The sequence below is a fragment of the Photobacterium sp. GB-36 genome, assembly GCF_003026135.1.
Classification (GTDB): domain Bacteria; phylum Pseudomonadota; class Gammaproteobacteria; order Enterobacterales; family Vibrionaceae; genus Photobacterium.
On record NZ_PYNY01000008.1, the window covers coordinates 147452 to 165545 of the forward strand.

Here is an 18094-nt window from a genome sequence, read left to right on the forward strand (position 1 = left end):
AAAACACAAAAGATTATTACTGATAGGTAACAATTAAAGAGAGTATCGTGAAGTACTTAATAGCGGAATAGGTAAGACGAGGAAATTAGACAGCAAAAAGATAATTCGGAATAACCATCTATCAAGAAGGGATACGCATTAAAGAATGGGGTTAAAGACGGTTGGGTTTTCTTATCATTTGCACGTTGATTTGATACTTACTTTTCACCTCAATTAAGGCTCTTGATCGCGGTCGCATTGGCAATTCCAACACAATTCAAATTGCCCTTGATTCACTTCACCGCACTGCGAACAATGCCAATCATGGTAATCAGTGCGTTTATAATCACTGACAATCCCTTGTGCGCGTTGCCATTGCCATTGCTCAACCCATACTTTCACTTCAACAACATTCGCTGGAAGCTCTCCCATCGCAGCACCTAACGCCTCACCCGTTAACCGTGCATTCACTCCCTCACTTTCTAATAACCCTTTCACGCTGTGCGCTTCCAAGCTATTACAAGCGCTATAGATACACTGCCATTGCTCTGACATAGATAACTCCTCAAATGACAGGCTATAAAACGAGTACCGAGCCAACAAATAAACCTTGGGCAATAAAGTACGTCGACATAATGATCGCCGTTGCGGCACTGAACTCACCCTTAAAACGATTAACAGCCAAGGTAAGATCTGATAGCACAAATAAAATAGCGCCAACGATGGTAAATAGTGCGGCTTGGCTATGGGACAACAACCAATACTGCCCAGCAGCAAAGGTCATCGCCATAATAATGAGTATATAGAAAGCAACTGGCGTTTGTAGTGGTGCTAGAGAGGGTAACAACAGTAAAAAAACGACAATACCTATGGCAAGACAAAGCGCAAGTAGCCACCAGCTTATTGTTCCTTGCCATTGACTGGCAAATGCGACGGTAAAAGCAATATGAGCAAGAAAAAAGCTCATCAGGCCAGCAAGAAACCGATCTGCTGGCAACATTAAGTAAATATCACCAATGATTGAAAAGCAAAGCCCTATAACAATTGCCCAGTAATAAAAACTAGGGGCACCGCTCCATACACATAGTATTACCATCAACATAACCGTTAACGGTTTACTGACATAGTAAAGCCAGCGTGGTCCTCGATAAGCAGCAGTAATGTGCAATACCGCTAAAAATATAATACATAACCACATAATCAGACATTCACTACGCTGTTAAATACACTCTTTGTAAAGGTGAGCAAATATCATGGTGTTTGCCATCTCAATAATCAGAAATGGTGTACAACCACCTCATAACAGCCCTCAATACACCTTTGATAGATTGTAAAAGCAACCGTTTATCTCTCGTAAAAAGCTATTTTATTAATTTTTTACCACTTTATATCCACCAAAAACATCGCAGCCTCAAGAACACTATAAACCAAATTAAAAAAAACCAATAAGAACATTAAGATAAGAGAAAAAATCATGCTATCACTGTAACTTTTTACGCATATCACCTTGGTGAATAAACCACCAAAAAAATAAAAACACAATTCAAATAGGCGTTTTGGTAATAAAAACACAAAAAACGACTGATTTAGTTATAAAAAAACAAACATCACCACAGAAAAGTTAGAATAAATAAAAGTACAAAAGACTAGATAACATAAACACTTATTTTGATAACTAAGCAATTCGCACTCACATCGAAAAACCAATAAAAACAATAAAATCAAAAAGATAAAATAAAAACAAAACAGAAAACATAAAAAACACCATAGTAAAAAAACAATAAACTTCTCTTTTTCTGCCATTTAAAAGCTTTATCTTGATTTTAAAATGTTTTTATCTAAGTTTTTCACCAACCTCAATTGCCAAACCAGCTAAAAAAATGTTATTCTATTTGTCAAGAAAAAAATAACCACTAAAAAAGGATGAAAGAATAATGACACCTTCACAAAAACAAGGACTTATGATGATTGCAGTTGTTGTAGGCCTAATGACATTGCCCGTTCTTTACTAAAAGAATTATCAATTTCAAAAAATAGCGCCTATTGGCGCCATTTTTTTATCTACGTCACAAAATGTTAATATTCGTATTAAATTCCTACAATTTTTGATCTTTAAATAAAAGAAAACCCGACGCATTACTGCACCGGGCTAAATAAGAAAATCTAATATTTAACGCTTACAACTTAATATGATGCCAATTCACGCTATAAAACCATATTGCCGCAAGTGTAAAGCCACACAATAATGTAATAGCCACTCCCCATACCAAGCGACTACTTCGCGGGGCTAGCTCTTTTTCACACCAATTACATAACTTGATAAATTCATCACTCGAATCAACTAATGTATCTGATGAAGTGAAGTGTTTATTTAATTCAGCAATCTTATCCAGCTTAATTAGCACATCATGTGGTAGGCGATCTTCACAACTGATAATTAATTGCTGAAGCTCAGAACCTTTCGCGTGATAATGCTGACGTAATAAATCTTCAATACGGCGAGAACGATCAATCACTTGCTCAATATCAATCATGAGCCCACTCCTTGTTGATGCTATATCTTTACCTTACAACTAAAGTGCCAATATGCAATATAACTAACATAAAATTTGCTTCATTTTGTCACGTATAGATCACGCTTTTCTATCCATTGATTAGTGATATTTCACTGATTGTGAATAATAGCCATGAAACTGTCTTTCATCGTTCAAGGAGTTAGTGTTATGCCAACAGGGATCATCGTGGCAATTTGCATTCTATTTATCTTCTCATTTGGCTATTTTATTTTTAGCTATCGTCGACATACGCTGGGGCTTGGCGCGCCAGAGAAAAAACTCGACGTAATGATCCTCGATAAACAGAGCAATAAAATCATCGGTGCTCAAGCGGGCGAAGAAGATGAAGAATATTGGATTTATGTTGAGCCGATATCAGGAGGACCAAAGCGTGAATTTATGGTGGGCATCCACTATTACCATGCTTTAAACCCAGGAGATAAAGGCACTATGACCTATCGTGGACAGCAGTTTATTCACTTTGCCTTACAGCGTGATTAACGCTATTTAAACCGCCAATAGGACGCAATAAAAAAGCCTGACGTTGTCAGGCTTTTTTATTTTATGGTACTAACCAAGCAGTTTTCGGACTACGGCTTAATAACCAACTAGCTCCTAACGCTAGCCCCCCCGCTATCACTGTCCAAACAGGGATAGCAATCAGAGGGTTCGCAAAATACCAATCATAATTTCGCAATGGCCATAAGAAAATAGGATGGAGCAAATACACGCCTAAACTATAGCGGCTCAGCATTGCTAATCGAGAACGCGCACTCTCACTAAATTTATCAAACATGTAACGACACAAAACAAAGACACCTGCGGCCGCTATTGCTGTATTCAGGGTTTTGTATGATAACCAGCGACCAATTTTATATTCGCCAGCCACTAAACTATGGCTCACCACCATATAATCTGTCACCAACAAGGCCACAATTGCTAAAGGAATAAGCCACTTCATCGCAGGCCAATGATATTTGTACAGACAGTAGCCTAAGACTAAATAGCCACTGTATAGCAGGTAAGTTTCACTCCATAGGCCATCAATGTGATACAAATACGATCCTGTGATCACCAGCCATACCATCACCACCCCTTTTACTTGTCCAGGCTCCATACGTTGTACCGCCCATTGATAAAAAGGGACTATGACATACAAAGGAATAAAGTAGTAAAAGAAACCTAGGTGGTAGTAAGTTTCATGAAAAGGCATGTCTGTCAGTAGCTTCCAACTGGTCGAAAAGTCTGTACCTGAGGCAGAAAACGCCGAGAAGAAAGCGTAGAAAGCAGACCAAACAACAAATGGGATCAACACTTTACCAACACGGCGCTTGAAATAATAGCGCCCTTCAAATGGGCGTTCATCACTGAGCATTAATGCCCCTGTGATCATAATGAATACAGGTACCGCCCAACGACTAAAACTGTTAAAAGTAATCGCGGTGATCCATTCCCAGTTAGGTATTTGCCCTAATTGTTCTCGATACGGCCCTAAAACATGGATCACGACTACCGCAATGGCCGCAACCACCCGCAGAAGATCAAAATACCCAACCTTTTCTCTCATCACCTATCCCTCTGCTACAAAAAAGAGATGTTATTAATATCACTGATACCAATAACATCTCTTTAAATATAACAGGGGATCAATAACATGTATTGAATAAGCGCGTCTTTATTCACATTACTCACGACACGCTGACATTCCTTCCTTCAACACCAACGCATTATGGTTGTTGGCGCGTTGCAGCAAGTACAATTTCACGAATACATAAATTCTGCGGTTGGTTGTAAGCGTAGCTAATCGCATTCGCAATATCTTGTGGTGCAATCACCCCACCCATACCTTCTTTCCACTCTTCATAGCCTGCTTTAATCGCGTCACTACTGGTATGGCTCAATAATTCTGTTTCAACAGCACCTGGTGCAATGGTAATAAAGCGAACATTATCGTCAGCGACTTCTTCACGGATATTTTCAGTGATCGCGTGAACCGCAAATTTAGTTCCGCAATACGCCGCATGATTAGGGAAGGTTTTACGTCCTGCAATAGAGCTAATGTTGATCACTGTACCGTGTTTACGTGCTTTCATGCCCGCCAATACAACGTGAATACCGTTTAGCATACCCATCACATTAACATTAAACATCGTCTGCCATTCTGCTGGATCTTGTTCATCAGCGAAACCAAGTAACATCATGCCAGCATTGTTAATTAAACAATCAACAGGACCAAACTTTTCTTCCGCTTCAGTAACGGCCGCTTGGATGGCTTGCGCATCAGTCACATCGACTTCTCGACATAGTGTATTAGGTAGGTTCATTGCTTCCATGCGTTCTACACGACGCGCAAGTAATAATAATGGATAACCTTCTGCAGACAGTTGACGCGCTGTTGCTTCACCAATACCCGAACTTGCACCCGTAATAACAACTAAAGATTTAGACATAAGACTTTCCTACTCTGGTAATTCGAAAAATATTCAACAGGCCGACATGTTGTTGATGCATTCACTATAGGTCGGATTGAGAGAAGTGAAAAATATCAATTTCTTAGGTTTATCATCAAAAAAAATTATGGATAAGAGATTTTTTTATTCGCTTTTCTTATCTAACTGAAACTTTTTATGCAACAAGAAACACAACAATAAAAGCAGTTTAAAATTCTACCTAAAGACAAATTTTAAAGTCTTATTCATTACCTATTTACAATTAGAAACAATTTAACATTGATTTTACAACATTTTGCGAGATAACATCTCATTCACAAAAGCAGTACCCATTGATGGGATTAAAACTATATTGGAGGTAGTGATGCATTCATCAGCTTCACAACAACAACCACATCCTAAGAAAACACTTTTTACCCGTTTTCTTGATACCGTCGAATGGTTAGGTAACTTATTACCTCACCCAATCACACTCTTCGCTATCTTCTGTGTCGCGATTTTAGTTGCCTCTGGCATCGCAGGCTATTTCGGTGTTTCTGTTGCCGATCCTCGACCAGAAGGCGCACCAGGTCGTGCTGCAGACGGCATGATCCACGTGGTCAGCCTATTAAATGCTGAAGGCTTGCAACTTATCGTGGCAAACCTGGTGAAAAACTTCACTGGCTTTGCACCACTAGGTACCGTACTGGTTGCCATGTTAGGTGTCGCGATTGCTGAACACTCAGGCCTACTTTCTTCGGCGATGCGTGGTTTAGTGATGGGCGCATCTCGTCGCATGGTAACTCTGGTTGTGGTATTTGCCGGTATTATCTCTAACACCGCCTCAGAGCTTGGCTACGTGGTACTTATTCCACTTGCGGCAATGCTATTCCACTCGCTAGGTCGTCACCCATTAGCAGGTCTTGCAGCCGCTTTTGCTGGTGTATCTGGTGGCTACAGTGCGAACTTACTACTAGGTACGGTTGATCCCCTGCTATCGGGTATTACCCAGACTGCAGCACAAATGATCGATCCTAATTACACTGTTGGCCCAGAAGTGAACTGGTACTTCATGTTTGCTTCAACCTTTGCTATCACCATCATGGGTGCGTTCGTTACAGAGAAAATCGTTGAGCCGAAACTAGGCAAATACGATGCCTCTGAAGCCAGTGATGATTTAAGCCAAGATAAAATGGGCAAACTGACTGCGCTTGAGAAGAGAGGTTTGAAAGCGGCGGGTCTTGCAGCGCTAGCTGTTGCAGCACTACTCGCACTGACAATTGTGCCTGCTGACGGTATTTTACGTAACCCACAAACAGGTTTAGTGGCAGGCTCTCCGTTCCTTAAAGGTATCGTGGCATTTATCTTCGTGTTCTTCGCCATCCCGGGTTTTGTCTACGGTAAAGTAGTAGGCACAATGAAGAACGACCGTGATGTGATCAACGCAATGTCTGTGTCAATGTCATCAATGGGTATGTACATTGTACTGGTGTTCTTCGCAGCTCAATTCGTGGCGTTCTTTAAGTGGACTAACTTCGGTCAAGTGTTCGCGGTTGGTGGTGCAGATTTCCTACAGTCTATTGGTCTAACAGGCCCAGCGCTGTTCTTCGCCTTCATCCTAATGTGTGGTTTTATCAACCTCATGATTGGTTCGGCATCAGCGCAGTGGGCGGTAACCGCACCTATCTTTATTCCAATGTTAATGCTGGTAGGTTATGCGCCTGAAACCATTCAAGCGGCATACCGTATCGGTGATTCTGTTACCAACATCATCACCCCTATGATGAGCTACTTCGGTATGATCCTAGCAGTAGCCACTCGTTACCAGAAGAACCTTGGTTTAGGTACGCTAATAGCAACTATGCTGCCTTATTCGATTGTATTCGTGATTGGCTGGAGCATCATGTTCTATGTTTGGGTGTTCGTACTGGGTATCCCAGTCGGCCCAGGTGCGAATACTTACTACAACATCGCAGGTTAACCTGTAATCCTCCTTTAGCCGGGCACCATGTCCGGCTTTTTTGTGCCTGTTTTCCCGCTTATTCGATTCCTATGATAATCTGCTCACTTAGCATCATATGCAGGTAACTTACGATGGATTTACGACTACTACGCTTTTTCATTGCAGTTTATGAAGAAAAAAACATCACCCTTGCCGCAGAGCGCTGCTTTGTTTCTCAACCGTCGATCTCTAACGGTATTAAGCAACTAGAGCAAGAGCTGAATACTGTACTGTTTTTACGTCATAAAAAAGGGGTTGATGTCACCGATGAAGCTCACTACTTATATCCGTTAGCGATCCGTTTGCTTAATGATGTAAATACCCTACCGCAACTGTTCCAGCAACGCACCGAGCGATTACCACTGACCTTGGCAAATTTTCCTGATTTAAGCCAAAGCCAACTGGCGAAAGTCTTTGCAACTTTACACCACAACATTGCCAATTTATCGCTCGAACTGGTTGATCACGAAAAACCTGCCGATGCGCGCTTAACTCTTGATATGTTCAAAGCAGAAGATGAGATCTTTTTGCCGCTATGGGATGAAGATTACGTCCTCTGCATGTTGCCTGATCACCCGTTGGCAAACTTGCCGTCGGTCTCGCCTGAGCAATTGCACCAACATGATTTTATTGAGTGCCCGCCTTGCGAAGCCCATCAGCAGACTATTAGCTTACTCGCCTGTGATGGCCTATCCGTTAATCTCGTTGCAAAAGCTGAGCATAAAACTCAAGTCATGCACTTGGTTCAAGCTGGGCTTGGCATTTCGTTTCTCCCTACAGGGGTACTGGAAAGTGCCAATCAATTGGTGGCAGTACCGTTAGAAGGACCACGGATGTTCCGCCGTTTAGGGCTGTGCTATCCCGCCAGTAAAACCTTAAACCCGGCCCTTTCTGAGTGCATTAAGGTACTGAGCCAAAGCGTGACCGCAACACAGGCAGAAAAAGGTTAAGTTTTTCCTATCACCCCTTGCTATGGTGAAAACTGCCATAGTGATCTAATCGCAGCGTACATAGTCATCACTCTCTTTAGAAAGCCACTCGATGTTTACCGAATCACATCGGGTGGCTTTCGCTTATCTAGCCAATAAAGATAGCTAAAACCTATTGGTACAATAGAACCTAACAGTTATATCTATCATGAGGTTCGCCCTATAATGAATACATCTTCTGAGAGGTCAGCACCTTTTAGCTAATTTATCGAATAAGTGAGGAAAGTAGCATGACTAGCGAAATGAATTTAATCGGTCTCAATACCCAAAAAGCGCAAGCTCTGGCTACAGACCTCAATAAATTATTAGCTGATTACCAAGTGTTATACATGAATACCCGTGGCTATCACTGGAACATTAAAGGACAAGAGTTTTTTGAACTTCATGTGAAGTTTGAAGAGATCTACACCGATCTTCAGCTAAAAATCGATGAACTTGCAGAGCGGATTTTAACCCTTGGTCATACGCCAGATCATAGCTTCAGCAGTTACCTCACCGTGAGTGATATCAAAGAACATCGCAATGCAACACAAGGTAAAGACTGTGTTGAAGGCTTAGTAAATGGTTTTAGTGTCTTGCTACGTTTAGAACGTCAAATTTTAGCGCAAGCAGGTGATGCGGGTGATGAAGGTACGGCAGCATTGATGGGTGATTACATCCGTGAACAAGAAAAACTGCTATGGATGTTAAATGCATACCGCCAATAGAAAATAGATAAACAAGCAGATATGAATTTAGTTGGGCCATATTATATGTGCTGTATCAACGGCGCGGCCCGCTTTGGCTCTCCAACTGCAATATTATGATTCCCATTCGGGGGCGAGACTACATAGCCCCCATTTTTTCATCGTTTTAAATTCACCGCGGTACATTTATCTGCCCACTCAACCGCAGCTAAATAACTTTCATGCACCACTTTTTCTTTTATCCCCAACACCTGACAACAAATCTGTACCCGTGTCCAATCTGCAGTACTAAACGCATCAACCACATCCAACACTAAGCCCAATCGCCCATTACGTTGTAAAAGTGCGGATTTAATTTCAGGTTGAAGCTGGATCATATCCAGTAAGCTCTCTAATGAATTATCAAGCAAGGCATCCAATAACGAGAACATCCCGGCTAAAAAAGCTTGTTCTGAGCGCAGCACAATGCCGCCTTTTGTCACCAGTAACTCACACATTTTGGCGCGTAATAACGATAAAGCATAAAGCTCTTTCGGCTTATCAAGCGCAGCATGTGCGGTCGCCACCACACCAATAAATAAGCGTAAGTTATCTTCACCTAAATACACTAAAGCTTGGCGAAATGAGCTGATCGGTGAACGTAAGCGCTTGGTCACGGTATTGACGTAACGGAGTAATAAATAGGACAGAGAGACATCACTGCTAATAATGGTTTCGATACGCGAAAAATCGACCGGATCATGGGAGATTTCATGCAGTAGCTGTACCGTTGTAAGCTCTGATGGTGCCACTTTACGGCTTTTTAGCATTTCAGGTTTACTGAAAAAATAACCTTGGAATAAATGAAATCCCGCAGCTAATGCTTGCGAATAGTCATCATAGGTTTCGACTTTTTCCGCTAAAAACTTGGCTTTTAGGTGCTGGTTATCTTTGACATATTGGCAGGCTTGATCGAGACCTAGCGCCAGTAAATCTAACTTAATGACGGATATATACGGCAGGAAACGCTGCCATTCAGGATGACAATCAAAATCATCAAGCGCAAAGAGATAGCCTTTTTGGTGGAGATGTTTAACTGCCTGTAAAAGCTCATCACTTGGACGACAACTTTCAAGAATTTCAATAATAACTTTATCTTTAGGCAGTAATAATGGCATCAATTCAATCAAACAATGCTCAGGAAAATTAATAAAATTTCGCTGACCTTTGTATGAGCGGTTGTCACCAATCGCCATGTAATTTTCCATAACTAAGCGACATGTCGCTTCACTCGCATCGATATTCGGAAAAGCATTACTTTCTCCGTCACGAAATAATAATTCATAGCCAATCGTTTGTTGCTTACGATTAAAAATTGGCTGACGAGCAACATAGGAATACATCAAACCTTTCCTTTATCTATCATCAAAATTTACGCGCGAGCCAAAGCAAGTAAAGCACCACATCCGATAAACATAGATCCGAATAAACGGTTTAAACGAGACATCACCGTTGTTGAACGGATATAGCGGGTAAAGCGTGACGCTAACAGTACATAAAATAACATTACACAACCATCGACGACTAATGTCGTGATACCAAGTACCAATAACTGCGGTAATTGAGGTTCTACTGGATTGATAAACTGAGGAAATAACGCAACTAAGAACACAATCGTTTTGGGATTGGTTAAATTGACAAACACTGCTCGTTTAAACAATGTGGTAGCCGATATGGAGCTATCACGCTCATCTAAGGCTAATGCTGACTTCTCGCGCCATTTTTGGATCCCGAGCCACACTAAATACACCGCGCCTAGCCATTTAATAATGGTAAAAGCCAACTCAGAGCCAGCGACTATCGTTCCTAGCCCTACGCCAACAAGAATGATGTGTGCAGCCATACCACACTGCAAGCCGATAATAGAGGCTAATGACTTACGCCAGCCATAAACCATCCCATTACTGATTGAATTTACGGTCCCAGAGCCAGGTGCAAAACTAAAGATAACTGCAGCGAGCAAATATGCTAACCAAACATCAATACTCATGTGATCTCAATGAAATTTTTATGACATTTATAAAATGCGTTTATAACCTGAATAGAACAAATAAAGCAATATGGATACACTTATTCTGTCTTAGATAAATAAGGTATACTGTACTAAGTATGCCATTTTTGACTAATCCACAGTAATCGCCACGCCATAATTTGCTGTGATGATTTTTAAACAGATAAATTTCGGACGCGCTTTAATGACTTGTCAACCTTCGACTTTTCTCCCTTTTTCTCAAGAAGAACATTTCACAGACACAATGACGAGTGCGGTAAGTGAAATGTGGCAACAACGTCACGAAGGAAAATTCACGGGCGTTAAACAATGTGAATTAGGATGGGTCAGTTTAACCCCAAAGTGCAGTGATAAAGTCATTATCGTGGTTAATGGACGAGTAGAAACCTATTGGAAATACCAAGAGCTGTTCTATGATTTAGTCAAACAAGGCTACCATGTTTATTCCTTCGACCATCGTGGTCAGGGCGTGTCAGAACGCTTAGTGGACGATCATGAATTGGGGTATGTCGAAAACTTTGATGACTACGTTGAAGACTTGCATCTTTTTATGCAAAACATCGTCAAACCACAAGGTTATAAACAGCACTTCATCCTTGGTCATTCAATGGGAGGGGCAATCACCAGTTTAGCACTTGCTCGTTATCCCACTCTTTTTGATCGCGCCGTACTAAGTGCGCCAATGCATGGCATCTATGTTAAACCTCACTTAAAGCCCTTTGCCGAAGCCTTGATTGGCATCACCGAATTATTTCGTCGTCAACCTCACTATGCTATTGGTCAAAAGCCCTATTATGCAAAACCGTTCAATGGCAACTTGCTTACCCACAGCCAAACACGTTACCAATGGTTTCGCGAGCTTTATGATGTCCGCCCTGAATTACGCATTGGTGGCGCAAGTAATCACTGGGTATGGGAAAGTATAAAAGCAGCACGTCGAGCGATTCAACAAGCCAATACCATCACTATCCCTGTTCTTTTACTTCAAGGCAGTGAAGATAAAATTGTTGATAACGCCTGTCAGCAGCAATTTCATCAACAGCTAAACCAAGGCTCTGGACACTGTGATTTTCAGATTATTGAAGGTTCTCGCCATGAGATCTTATTTGAAAGTGATCCGCTCCGTAACCAAGCGATTACCGCACTCTTGGCGCATTTTGCTTAATCTTCACTAACAGACTTTCGTTTTTATCAAGCGAACGAAAAGCGGAAGTCTAATTATCCAACTTTAGCCTCTTTTTTCCTCTTTGACTTGTTCTAGAATTAATCTCTCATTGGCATGCTACATACCATTACCGCCCGTTTTACTATCGAGAGTTCACATGTTTAAAATTGTTGCTTCAGATCTAGATGGCACCTTGCTTACTCCTGAGCATAAGATCGCCCCGTTTACTCAAGATGTCTTACAACGTCTTTATCAACACAATAAGCATTTTGTATTTGCAACAGGTCGCCACCATATAGATGTCGCTGAAATGCGTGAAAAACTGGGTATTCCGGCTTACATGATCACATCAAATGGCGCCAGTGTGCATGATGCCGACGGTAATCTTGTGTTCCAACAAAGTTTAAGCCCTGAAGTGATCCGTGGCGTTATTGCACTCGCAAAGCACGATCCTGATTTACACATTCACTTGTACCAAGGCGACCATTGGCTACTCAATCATGAAAATGAAGCACTGCGTGATTTCCACGATAGCTTTAACTATCAGTTATTTGATGTTGAGAACCCGCCGACAGATAACGTATTAAAAGTTTTCTTCACCCGTGATGATCTTGACCATGAGAAAATGGTGAAGTGGGAGCAAGCCTTTAATCAAGAGTTTAAAGATAAAGCAAATATCGCATTTTCTACACCTTGGTGCTTAGAAGTAATGGATGCGGGTGTCTCTAAAGGCGATGCCTTAGCCGCTGTCGCCAAAGCGCTCGAGCTGACATTAGACGATTGTATTGCTTTTGGTGATGGGATGAATGATGTTGAAATGCTATCAATGGCAGGTAAAGGCTTAATCATGGGCACCTCTCATGACAAAGTGAAACAAGCACTGCCAGATAATGAGGTTATCGGTTCAAGTGCTGATGAAGCGGTAGCGCACTACTTAGAAAAGTATCTCCTTAATCACGCATAACCCCCCTATAGAAAGGCTGTTAAACACAGCCTTTTTCTTTTCCCCTTGAAAAACAGTTTAGAACTGCCCTGTCATGGTTAAAATTTCCTGCCATTGCGCGTCAGTAACTGGCATCACACTTAAGCGACTGCCTTTTTTTACTAATGGCATCTCAGCCAAGGCTGGATTGGCTTTCATACGCTTTAAGCTAACTAACCGTAAATGACGTTGGTATTCAATATCAACCATAAACCAGCGTGGATTCTCTGGATCTGATTTCGGATCAAAATACGGGCACTCGGGATCAAACTGGAAGTGATCGGGATACGAGGCTTTCACCACCGTTGCGATCCCAACTACACCGACATCTTTACACGATGAATGATAAATGAAGACTTGATCGCCTAATTTCACCTCGTCACGTAACATATTACGCGCCTGATAATTACGGACGCCTTCCCAAGGTGAAACTTTTTGTGATTTTAGGGTGTCTATAGAAAATGTATCTGGTTCGGTTTTAAATAACCAATAGGCCATATTGTTCTACCATTACTGCCAACTTCCTCATGAATTTGAGCCTACCATAGAGAGAATAAAATGACAGTTTCACGGTTACCCCTCGCCCTTATCTTTACCGCATCTACGCTAACTGGCTGTGCAAGTTGGTTACCAAGTAGCTTTGGTGGCGATGACAGTAATAGTAATTGGGTGGGTGAGTATAAAAGTCAGCCAGAAATGGGATTAACGACTCTACTGAGCCTTAAAAGCGATCACTCTGCAACAACCACATATCAATACACCAATGGCGATCCAAGTCTAAAAGAAAACGGGAATTGGCAAGCGATCAGCGACACTCAACTGCAAGTAAAGATGACCTCACATCATGGGCTCAATAGCGAACGTATTTATACCTTTGATCCGAGTAAGAAGCAGCTCAGCGCAACAGAAGAAACCGTCAACGGTCAGAAATATCATATCGGCAATAATGGGTTAGTACTGACAAAACAAGACTAAACGCCATTATCACTGTCGTGACTTAAGACATCGATTTATGCCACACTGCAAGGGTATTTGAGGTTAGGAGAAATAACCATGTCATGCCCTCGCTGTGGCTTTCAGCACAATTGTATTTGCAACCTTGAGCCACACCTTCAGTGCCCCGCACACTTTGTGTTATTAACTCACCCTCGAGAGCTTAATAAAGATACCAACACAGGTAAGTTGCTGGTAAACAGTTTGCCTCATTGCCGCGTTGAGGTATGGCAACGTACCGAGCCGCCAGCACACTTGCTCGCGCAACTGCGTGATCCTCACTACCAAGCCTATCTGGTTTTCCCAAGCGATGAGCAACATCCCCCTATTGAGCTACCTCAAGCCGATACTGACCAACCCATCCCCCTGTTTATTATTCTTGATGCGACCTGGCAAGAAGCAAAAAAAATGGTACGTAAAAGCCCTTGGCTTAGTGACTTACCGCGTTTAGCTTTAACGCCACAACAGACATCAAACTACGCCTTACGACGTAATCAGCAAGACGGTAATTTATGTACCTGTGAAGTAGGGATAGCGCTACTGACTCAACTTCAATTCACAACAGAAGCAGCACAATTACACCAATACTTCTCGGCATTTATTAACACTTTTCATGCTGATAAAAGTGGACATAAGAGAACGTATTAACAGATTCAATACCTTATATTTACTGTTTTAGTAAAATGAGTTTTCGTGCTTTCTTTTCTTATCGAATAAGCTCAAATTACACCCAATATTTAAACACTGTATTTTTATTGAAGAAACAACATGAAAACAAAGATACTTGTCTTAACCGTGATTTTATCGACGTTAGGTCTCGCAGGCTGTGCAACCAATCCTTATGGTAATGCTTACAATGTTAATGATGCACGCCAGATGCAAGAAGTATATTACGGCACCGTAACTCGTACCCAAGCGGTAACACTAAATGGTAACGGTAATGGTATTGGTACACTTGCTGGCGGTGCTATTGGTGGGATTTTAGGCTCAGGCGTAGGCGGTGGTACCGGCTCGCAAATTGCGGCAATTGGTGGTGCGCTATTAGGCGGTTACCTTGGTAACGAAGCAGGTAACGAAGTCACTAAGCGTAATGGTGTAAACCTAACAATAAAGCTAGATAGTGGTCGTACCGTTTCTATCGTGCAGCAGGTTAACCCTAACGTCATGTTCCACGCCGGTGAGCGCGTTCAAATTAACATCTCTGACGATGGCACTTCTCGCGTCACGCCAGCTTAAGTATTTCTTCTTAAAAAACACCCCAAAAGGCGCTAATTTAGCGCCTTTTTCTTTGATCGTAATAGATATTGCTTCAGCATTTATCATCAATGACTGTAATCATCGGGCATTTAACAAATTAGGCTCATTGTTATGAGCTGTATTGTCGGTTGCTTGATAGCAGATCTTAAAATAGCGTTCTAAATGAAAGGGAGGAGTATGACCAGCCCCTTCCGCTCCCTCTGCGAAATTAACGTACATGACATAATAATGCGTATCTAAAATCTATTATTGTCAGCATACTGCCAGCCCAACCACTCCAACAATGATCACTTAACGTGAGTGTTTTCATATCCATTCGATAATGATATCAAGTATTCGGTGAGGCTAGCGCTTGAACAATACCCCTCTTCGTTGCAGTGGGGTAATCATTTGCTATCGATATAGCATCAACGGTACTCAATAAAGCTGTTTCTTTCCCACTAATCATCGCTTTGATATTGATGGTTACGAGGTTGGGGTATCGCAACAACAACTAAACTCTCTAAGCTAACAATAACGATGACTAACTCTAAAAGAGTAAAACCGAATTTACGCTTCATTAATCCACCGCCAACACCTAAATTATTTAAAGGCATAATAAATCAATGCGTATTATTGAAAATAATGACGGTCTTTTATTACAAAAAACGATTAAAAATATTATTAATATTCCATTTATTATTAATGAATCCTGAACGTATCATTTAAGTTTTTACTAAACCTCTCAAAGTGACGTCGATTTCTCACTAAAAAAGTACTTTTTACTGTCATTAAATAAAAATTAACCCTGAATAAGAAAAAAATAAACACCATACAAATGGCATTAAATCGCACGAAAAGCGAATAAATATATTTTAACTATTCACTTTTCAAGTCTATTTCACATGATAAACCTCACCCCGCGAGACTTACAACCCATTGTTATTCATTGCTATTTTTGCCTCCGCCCTGACAGCATCAACTCATGAGTTGACGTTATTCACGATAGTTACTGAACGAATAACGATACTGTTTGTCATTATTGACACTAAAAATGGAACGTTTCATTCCGAAATTAACGTTTTTTTTTAAGCAAAACAGTCGCATTATACGCTTCATCGAAAGGACAACGAATTCACTCTCATATATAAGTCTTAATATCCAAGGTTTATATCTGAGTTATTTTTTAGTTAGTTCCCCCTACTAAAAAATAAAATAATAACCTTAATGTTATTAATGAATTCGCCATGGATTGGGTCTTATTAAATATAACGATAACTACTTTCTTATTTAGTAGTTATTACCTTCTAATCATAGGTGAATATATGTCATCAGATACTGGCACTAAAAAAATGGGCCTTGTCGGTTTAACTGTACTTGTTGCAGTTAACATGATGGGTTCCGGTATTATTATGCTACCAGCGAGCTTGGCTCAAGTTGGTGCTATTTCAATGTTATCTTGGGTGGTTACAGCATTAGGTGCAATGTGTATTGCTTACACGTTTGCTAAATGTGGTGCTTTTTGTAAACGTTCAGGCGGTATGTCAGCTTACGCAGAAGAAGCACACGGCAAATCATCTTTCTTTATCTCTTCTTACACATACTATGTATGTCTAGTAATTAGTTGTGTAGCAATTGCCGTATCAGCTGTTGGTTACATTAAGCCATTCATGCCTTGGTTAGATACGCCAGTACACACTTTCTTCGGTGTATGTGCGATTCTTATCATTACTATGGTTGCTAACTTTGGTGGTCCTAAGATCACAGGTCAAATCTCAGCATTCACTGTTTGGGGTATTATTCTACCTGTACTTGGTCTATCTGTTATCGGTTGGTGGTGGTTCGATCCACAAACATTCATGAGCGCATGGAACCCACACCATGACACAACAATGCACTCTGTATCTTCAGGTATCGCACTGACTCTATGGGCGTTCCTAGGTATTGAATCTGCTGGTGCTAACTCTGATGCAGTTGAAAATCCAGAGCGTAACGTACCACTAGCAGTACTATTTGGTACAGGTTTCGCTGCTGTTATCTACATTGCGTCTACTGGTGTTATCCAGGGTATTATTCCTAACGCAGAACTAGCAGCATCTACTGCACCATTTGGCTTAGTATTCAGCCACATGTTTAACCCAACAGTAGGTAACATTGTTACACTAGCAGCGGTTATCGCATGTATCGGTTCACTATTAGGTTGGCAGTTCACTAACGCTCAAGTATCTAAAGCAGCGGCAGATGAAGGTCTATTCCCTAAAATCTTTGCTAAGACTAACAAAGCAGGTGCACCAATTGCCGGTATGCTTATCATGCTAGTTGCTGAGTTAATTCTAGCGGTGATGACTATCTCTCCAAACTTGATCAGTCAGTTCAACGCGCTATTGAACCTAGCCGTATTTATTAACATGGTACCTTACATCCTATCTATGACAGGTTTGGAAGTGCTACTTCGCAAAAACATGGTTACACCAAAACAATACCGCCTAGGCGCTGTTGTGGGTACATTAGCTGTTATCTACAGCATCTACGGTGTATACGCTTGTGGTGCGACAGCAGTATTCGGCGGTACCATCTTGACGCTATTCGGTTACATCTTCTACGGTTTCATCGCAGCACGTGATACTAAACCAGAAGTTAAAGCAAACTAATTAAGATTTAATAAATTCGATACTAAAGAAATTTATTAATAACCAGCTAGAAATGAAATGGGAATAAATAATAAATACACTGAAAATTAATATAAACATTAATAAGCAGTATTATTTATTCCCTTCTAAAAGTATTAGGCAAGGCGTTTAATTACTTCATATTAATTATGTCGTGGTAAAACACACCTGCCATCAATCATTCTATTCAGGCGTTATTATGAACAACAATAATAGTACTAATAAAATGCGTGCTCTCGTTATTGAGCACCAAAACATTACTCCAAACAGCTTTGCCGATCGTGCAACTAAATCATTAATCGCTGAATTAGAAAGCCGTACTATCGAAATCGTTACTGCCACTTCTTACGAAGATGCAC

At 41.0% G+C, this 18094-nt stretch carries 19 protein-coding genes; 10 read left to right on the plus strand and 9 right to left on the minus strand.

From position 1 onward, the window contains the following. Window positions 1–213 precede the first annotated feature (213 nt). The 3 genes from C9J46_RS10180 to C9J46_RS10195 all read right to left on the minus strand — a co-directional run bounded on the left by C9J46_RS10180 (window position 214) and on the right by C9J46_RS10195 (window position 2513). Window positions 214–534 (minus strand): DUF2007 domain-containing protein, encoded by a 321-nt coding sequence (locus C9J46_RS10180; protein WP_005372049.1) that lies wholly within the window; start codon window positions 532–534, stop codon window positions 214–216. 22 nt (window positions 535–556) lie between these two features. Beyond that, a complete protein-coding gene (locus C9J46_RS10185) occupies window positions 557–1177 on the minus strand; it encodes a lysoplasmalogenase (protein ID WP_107247033.1) in 621 nt (206 codons plus the stop codon). Window positions 1178–2156: 979 nt separating this feature from the next. Beyond that, window positions 2157–2513: a DUF4145 domain-containing protein gene (locus C9J46_RS10195; RefSeq protein ID WP_107208669.1), complete on the minus strand. Its 357-nt coding sequence runs from the start codon at window positions 2511–2513 to the stop codon at window positions 2157–2159. A gap of 189 nt (window positions 2514–2702) precedes the next feature. Here C9J46_RS10195 and C9J46_RS10200 point away from each other — a divergent pair, with 189 nt between their 5' ends. Further along, on the plus strand, window positions 2703–3035 hold the full coding sequence (locus tag C9J46_RS10200; protein WP_005372057.1) for a DUF2500 domain-containing protein: 333 nt from the start codon (window positions 2703–2705) through the stop codon (window positions 3033–3035). A 61-nt stretch (window positions 3036–3096) separates the two neighbouring features. Here the strand turns inward: C9J46_RS10200 and C9J46_RS10205 are convergent, their stop codons facing one another. Both C9J46_RS10205 and C9J46_RS10210 read right to left on the minus strand, forming a co-directional pair. Further along, the gene (locus C9J46_RS10205; protein ID WP_107208670.1) at window positions 3097–4101 is read right to left on the minus strand and encodes an acyltransferase; all 1005 of its coding nucleotides are present in this window, start codon (window positions 4099–4101) and stop codon (window positions 3097–3099) included. Window positions 4102–4261: 160 nt separating this feature from the next. After that, the gene (locus tag C9J46_RS10210; RefSeq protein WP_107290857.1) at window positions 4262–4984 is read right to left on the minus strand and encodes an SDR family oxidoreductase; all 723 of its coding nucleotides are present in this window, start codon (window positions 4982–4984) and stop codon (window positions 4262–4264) included. Between the two features lie 364 nt (window positions 4985–5348). Here C9J46_RS10210 and C9J46_RS10215 point away from each other — a divergent pair, with 364 nt between their 5' ends. From C9J46_RS10215 to C9J46_RS10225, 3 genes are all read left to right on the plus strand, one after another. Continuing rightward, window positions 5349–6944, plus strand: coding sequence for an AbgT family transporter (locus tag C9J46_RS10215; RefSeq protein ID WP_107208672.1), 1596 nt, complete (start codon window positions 5349–5351; stop codon window positions 6942–6944). A gap of 113 nt (window positions 6945–7057) precedes the next feature. Next, the gene (locus C9J46_RS10220) at window positions 7058–7915 is read left to right on the plus strand and encodes a LysR family transcriptional regulator (RefSeq protein WP_107208673.1); all 858 of its coding nucleotides are present in this window, start codon (window positions 7058–7060) and stop codon (window positions 7913–7915) included. Between the two features lie 269 nt (window positions 7916–8184). Continuing rightward, window positions 8185–8661, plus strand: a complete 477-nt coding sequence (locus C9J46_RS10225; RefSeq protein WP_107208674.1) for a Dps family protein — start codon at window positions 8185–8187, stop codon at window positions 8659–8661. Between the two features lie 137 nt (window positions 8662–8798). Here C9J46_RS10225 and C9J46_RS10230 read toward each other — a convergent pair whose 3' ends face one another. Together C9J46_RS10230 and rhtB are read right to left on the minus strand one after the other, a co-directional pair. Further along, entirely contained in the window at window positions 8799–10022 is a 1224-nt protein-coding gene (locus C9J46_RS10230) for an EAL and HDOD domain-containing protein (protein WP_107208675.1), read from the minus strand. A gap of 29 nt (window positions 10023–10051) precedes the next feature. Further along, complete coding sequence (rhtB, locus tag C9J46_RS10235; RefSeq protein ID WP_107247029.1) at window positions 10052–10669, minus strand: homoserine/homoserine lactone efflux protein; 618 nt, start codon at window positions 10667–10669, stop codon at window positions 10052–10054. Between the two features lie 265 nt (window positions 10670–10934). Between rhtB and C9J46_RS10240 the strand changes: the two genes are divergently transcribed. Together C9J46_RS10240 and C9J46_RS10245 are read left to right on the plus strand one after the other, a co-directional pair. Further along, window positions 10935–11855, plus strand: coding sequence for an alpha/beta fold hydrolase (locus C9J46_RS10240; protein WP_107290860.1), 921 nt, complete (start codon window positions 10935–10937; stop codon window positions 11853–11855). 157 nt (window positions 11856–12012) lie between these two features. Next, on the plus strand, window positions 12013–12819 hold the full coding sequence (locus C9J46_RS10245; protein ID WP_107208677.1) for a Cof-type HAD-IIB family hydrolase: 807 nt from the start codon (window positions 12013–12015) through the stop codon (window positions 12817–12819). Between the two features lie 57 nt (window positions 12820–12876). Here C9J46_RS10245 and C9J46_RS10250 read toward each other — a convergent pair whose 3' ends face one another. Then, the gene (locus C9J46_RS10250) at window positions 12877–13335 is read right to left on the minus strand and encodes an EVE domain-containing protein (protein WP_107208678.1); all 459 of its coding nucleotides are present in this window, start codon (window positions 13333–13335) and stop codon (window positions 12877–12879) included. Window positions 13336–13395: 60 nt separating this feature from the next. On the opposite strand from C9J46_RS10250, the gene C9J46_RS10255 reads away from it, so the two are divergent. The 3 genes from C9J46_RS10255 to C9J46_RS10265 all read left to right on the plus strand — a co-directional run bounded on the left by C9J46_RS10255 (window position 13396) and on the right by C9J46_RS10265 (window position 15066). Further along, entirely contained in the window at window positions 13396–13812 is a 417-nt protein-coding gene (locus C9J46_RS10255) for a hypothetical protein (RefSeq protein ID WP_107208679.1), read from the plus strand. A 78-nt stretch (window positions 13813–13890) separates the two neighbouring features. After that, window positions 13891–14478, plus strand: a complete 588-nt coding sequence (locus C9J46_RS10260; protein ID WP_107208680.1) for a tRNA-uridine aminocarboxypropyltransferase — start codon at window positions 13891–13893, stop codon at window positions 14476–14478. Between the two features lie 120 nt (window positions 14479–14598). After that, complete coding sequence (locus tag C9J46_RS10265; protein WP_107208681.1) at window positions 14599–15066, plus strand: glycine zipper 2TM domain-containing protein; 468 nt, start codon at window positions 14599–14601, stop codon at window positions 15064–15066. A gap of 461 nt (window positions 15067–15527) precedes the next feature. On the opposite strand, the gene C9J46_RS21495 is transcribed toward C9J46_RS10265, so the two are convergent. Next, window positions 15528–15683, minus strand: coding sequence for a prepilin-type N-terminal cleavage/methylation domain-containing protein (locus C9J46_RS21495; RefSeq protein WP_146144321.1), 156 nt, complete (start codon window positions 15681–15683; stop codon window positions 15528–15530). A 708-nt stretch (window positions 15684–16391) separates the two neighbouring features. Here C9J46_RS21495 and potE point away from each other — a divergent pair. After that, window positions 16392–17717, plus strand: a complete 1326-nt coding sequence (gene potE / locus C9J46_RS10275; RefSeq protein WP_107208682.1) for a putrescine-ornithine antiporter — start codon at window positions 16392–16394, stop codon at window positions 17715–17717. Window positions 17718–18094: the final 377 nt, after the last annotated feature.

Coding starts and splice junctions, on each gene's coding strand:
- C9J46_RS10185 (WP_107247033.1), bottom strand. CDS start 1,177: ATGTGGTTATGTATTATATTTTTAGCGGTATTGCACATTACTGCTGCT.
- C9J46_RS10200 (WP_005372057.1), top strand. CDS start 2,703: ATGCCAACAGGGATCATCGTGGCAATTTGCATTCTATTTATCTTCTCA.
- C9J46_RS10205 (WP_107208670.1), bottom strand. CDS start 4,101: ATGAGAGAAAAGGTTGGGTATTTTGATCTTCTGCGGGTGGTTGCGGCC.
- C9J46_RS10215 (WP_107208672.1), top strand. CDS start 5,349: ATGCATTCATCAGCTTCACAACAACAACCACATCCTAAGAAAACACTT.
- C9J46_RS10195 (WP_107208669.1), bottom strand. CDS start 2,513: ATGATTGATATTGAGCAAGTGATTGATCGTTCTCGCCGTATTGAAGAT.
- C9J46_RS10225 (WP_107208674.1), top strand. CDS start 8,185: ATGACTAGCGAAATGAATTTAATCGGTCTCAATACCCAAAAAGCGCAA.
- rhtB (WP_107247029.1), bottom strand. CDS start 10,669: ATGAGTATTGATGTTTGGTTAGCATATTTGCTCGCTGCAGTTATCTTT.
- C9J46_RS10220 (WP_107208673.1), top strand. CDS start 7,058: ATGGATTTACGACTACTACGCTTTTTCATTGCAGTTTATGAAGAAAAA.
- C9J46_RS10255 (WP_107208679.1), top strand. CDS start 13,396: ATGACAGTTTCACGGTTACCCCTCGCCCTTATCTTTACCGCATCTACG.
- C9J46_RS10240 (WP_107290860.1), top strand. CDS start 10,935: ATGACGAGTGCGGTAAGTGAAATGTGGCAACAACGTCACGAAGGAAAA.
- C9J46_RS10245 (WP_107208677.1), top strand. CDS start 12,013: ATGTTTAAAATTGTTGCTTCAGATCTAGATGGCACCTTGCTTACTCCT.
- C9J46_RS10250 (WP_107208678.1), bottom strand. CDS start 13,335: ATGGCCTATTGGTTATTTAAAACCGAACCAGATACATTTTCTATAGAC.
- C9J46_RS21495 (WP_146144321.1), bottom strand. CDS start 15,683: ATGCCTTTAAATAATTTAGGTGTTGGCGGTGGATTAATGAAGCGTAAA.
- C9J46_RS10260 (WP_107208680.1), top strand. CDS start 13,891: ATGTCATGCCCTCGCTGTGGCTTTCAGCACAATTGTATTTGCAACCTT.
- C9J46_RS10210 (WP_107290857.1), bottom strand. CDS start 4,984: ATGTCTAAATCTTTAGTTGTTATTACGGGTGCAAGTTCGGGTATTGGT.
- C9J46_RS10265 (WP_107208681.1), top strand. CDS start 14,599: ATGAAAACAAAGATACTTGTCTTAACCGTGATTTTATCGACGTTAGGT.
- C9J46_RS10230 (WP_107208675.1), bottom strand. CDS start 10,022: ATGTATTCCTATGTTGCTCGTCAGCCAATTTTTAATCGTAAGCAACAA.
- C9J46_RS10180 (WP_005372049.1), bottom strand. CDS start 534: ATGTCAGAGCAATGGCAGTGTATCTATAGCGCTTGTAATAGCTTGGAA.
- potE (WP_107208682.1), top strand. CDS start 16,392: ATGTCATCAGATACTGGCACTAAAAAAATGGGCCTTGTCGGTTTAACT.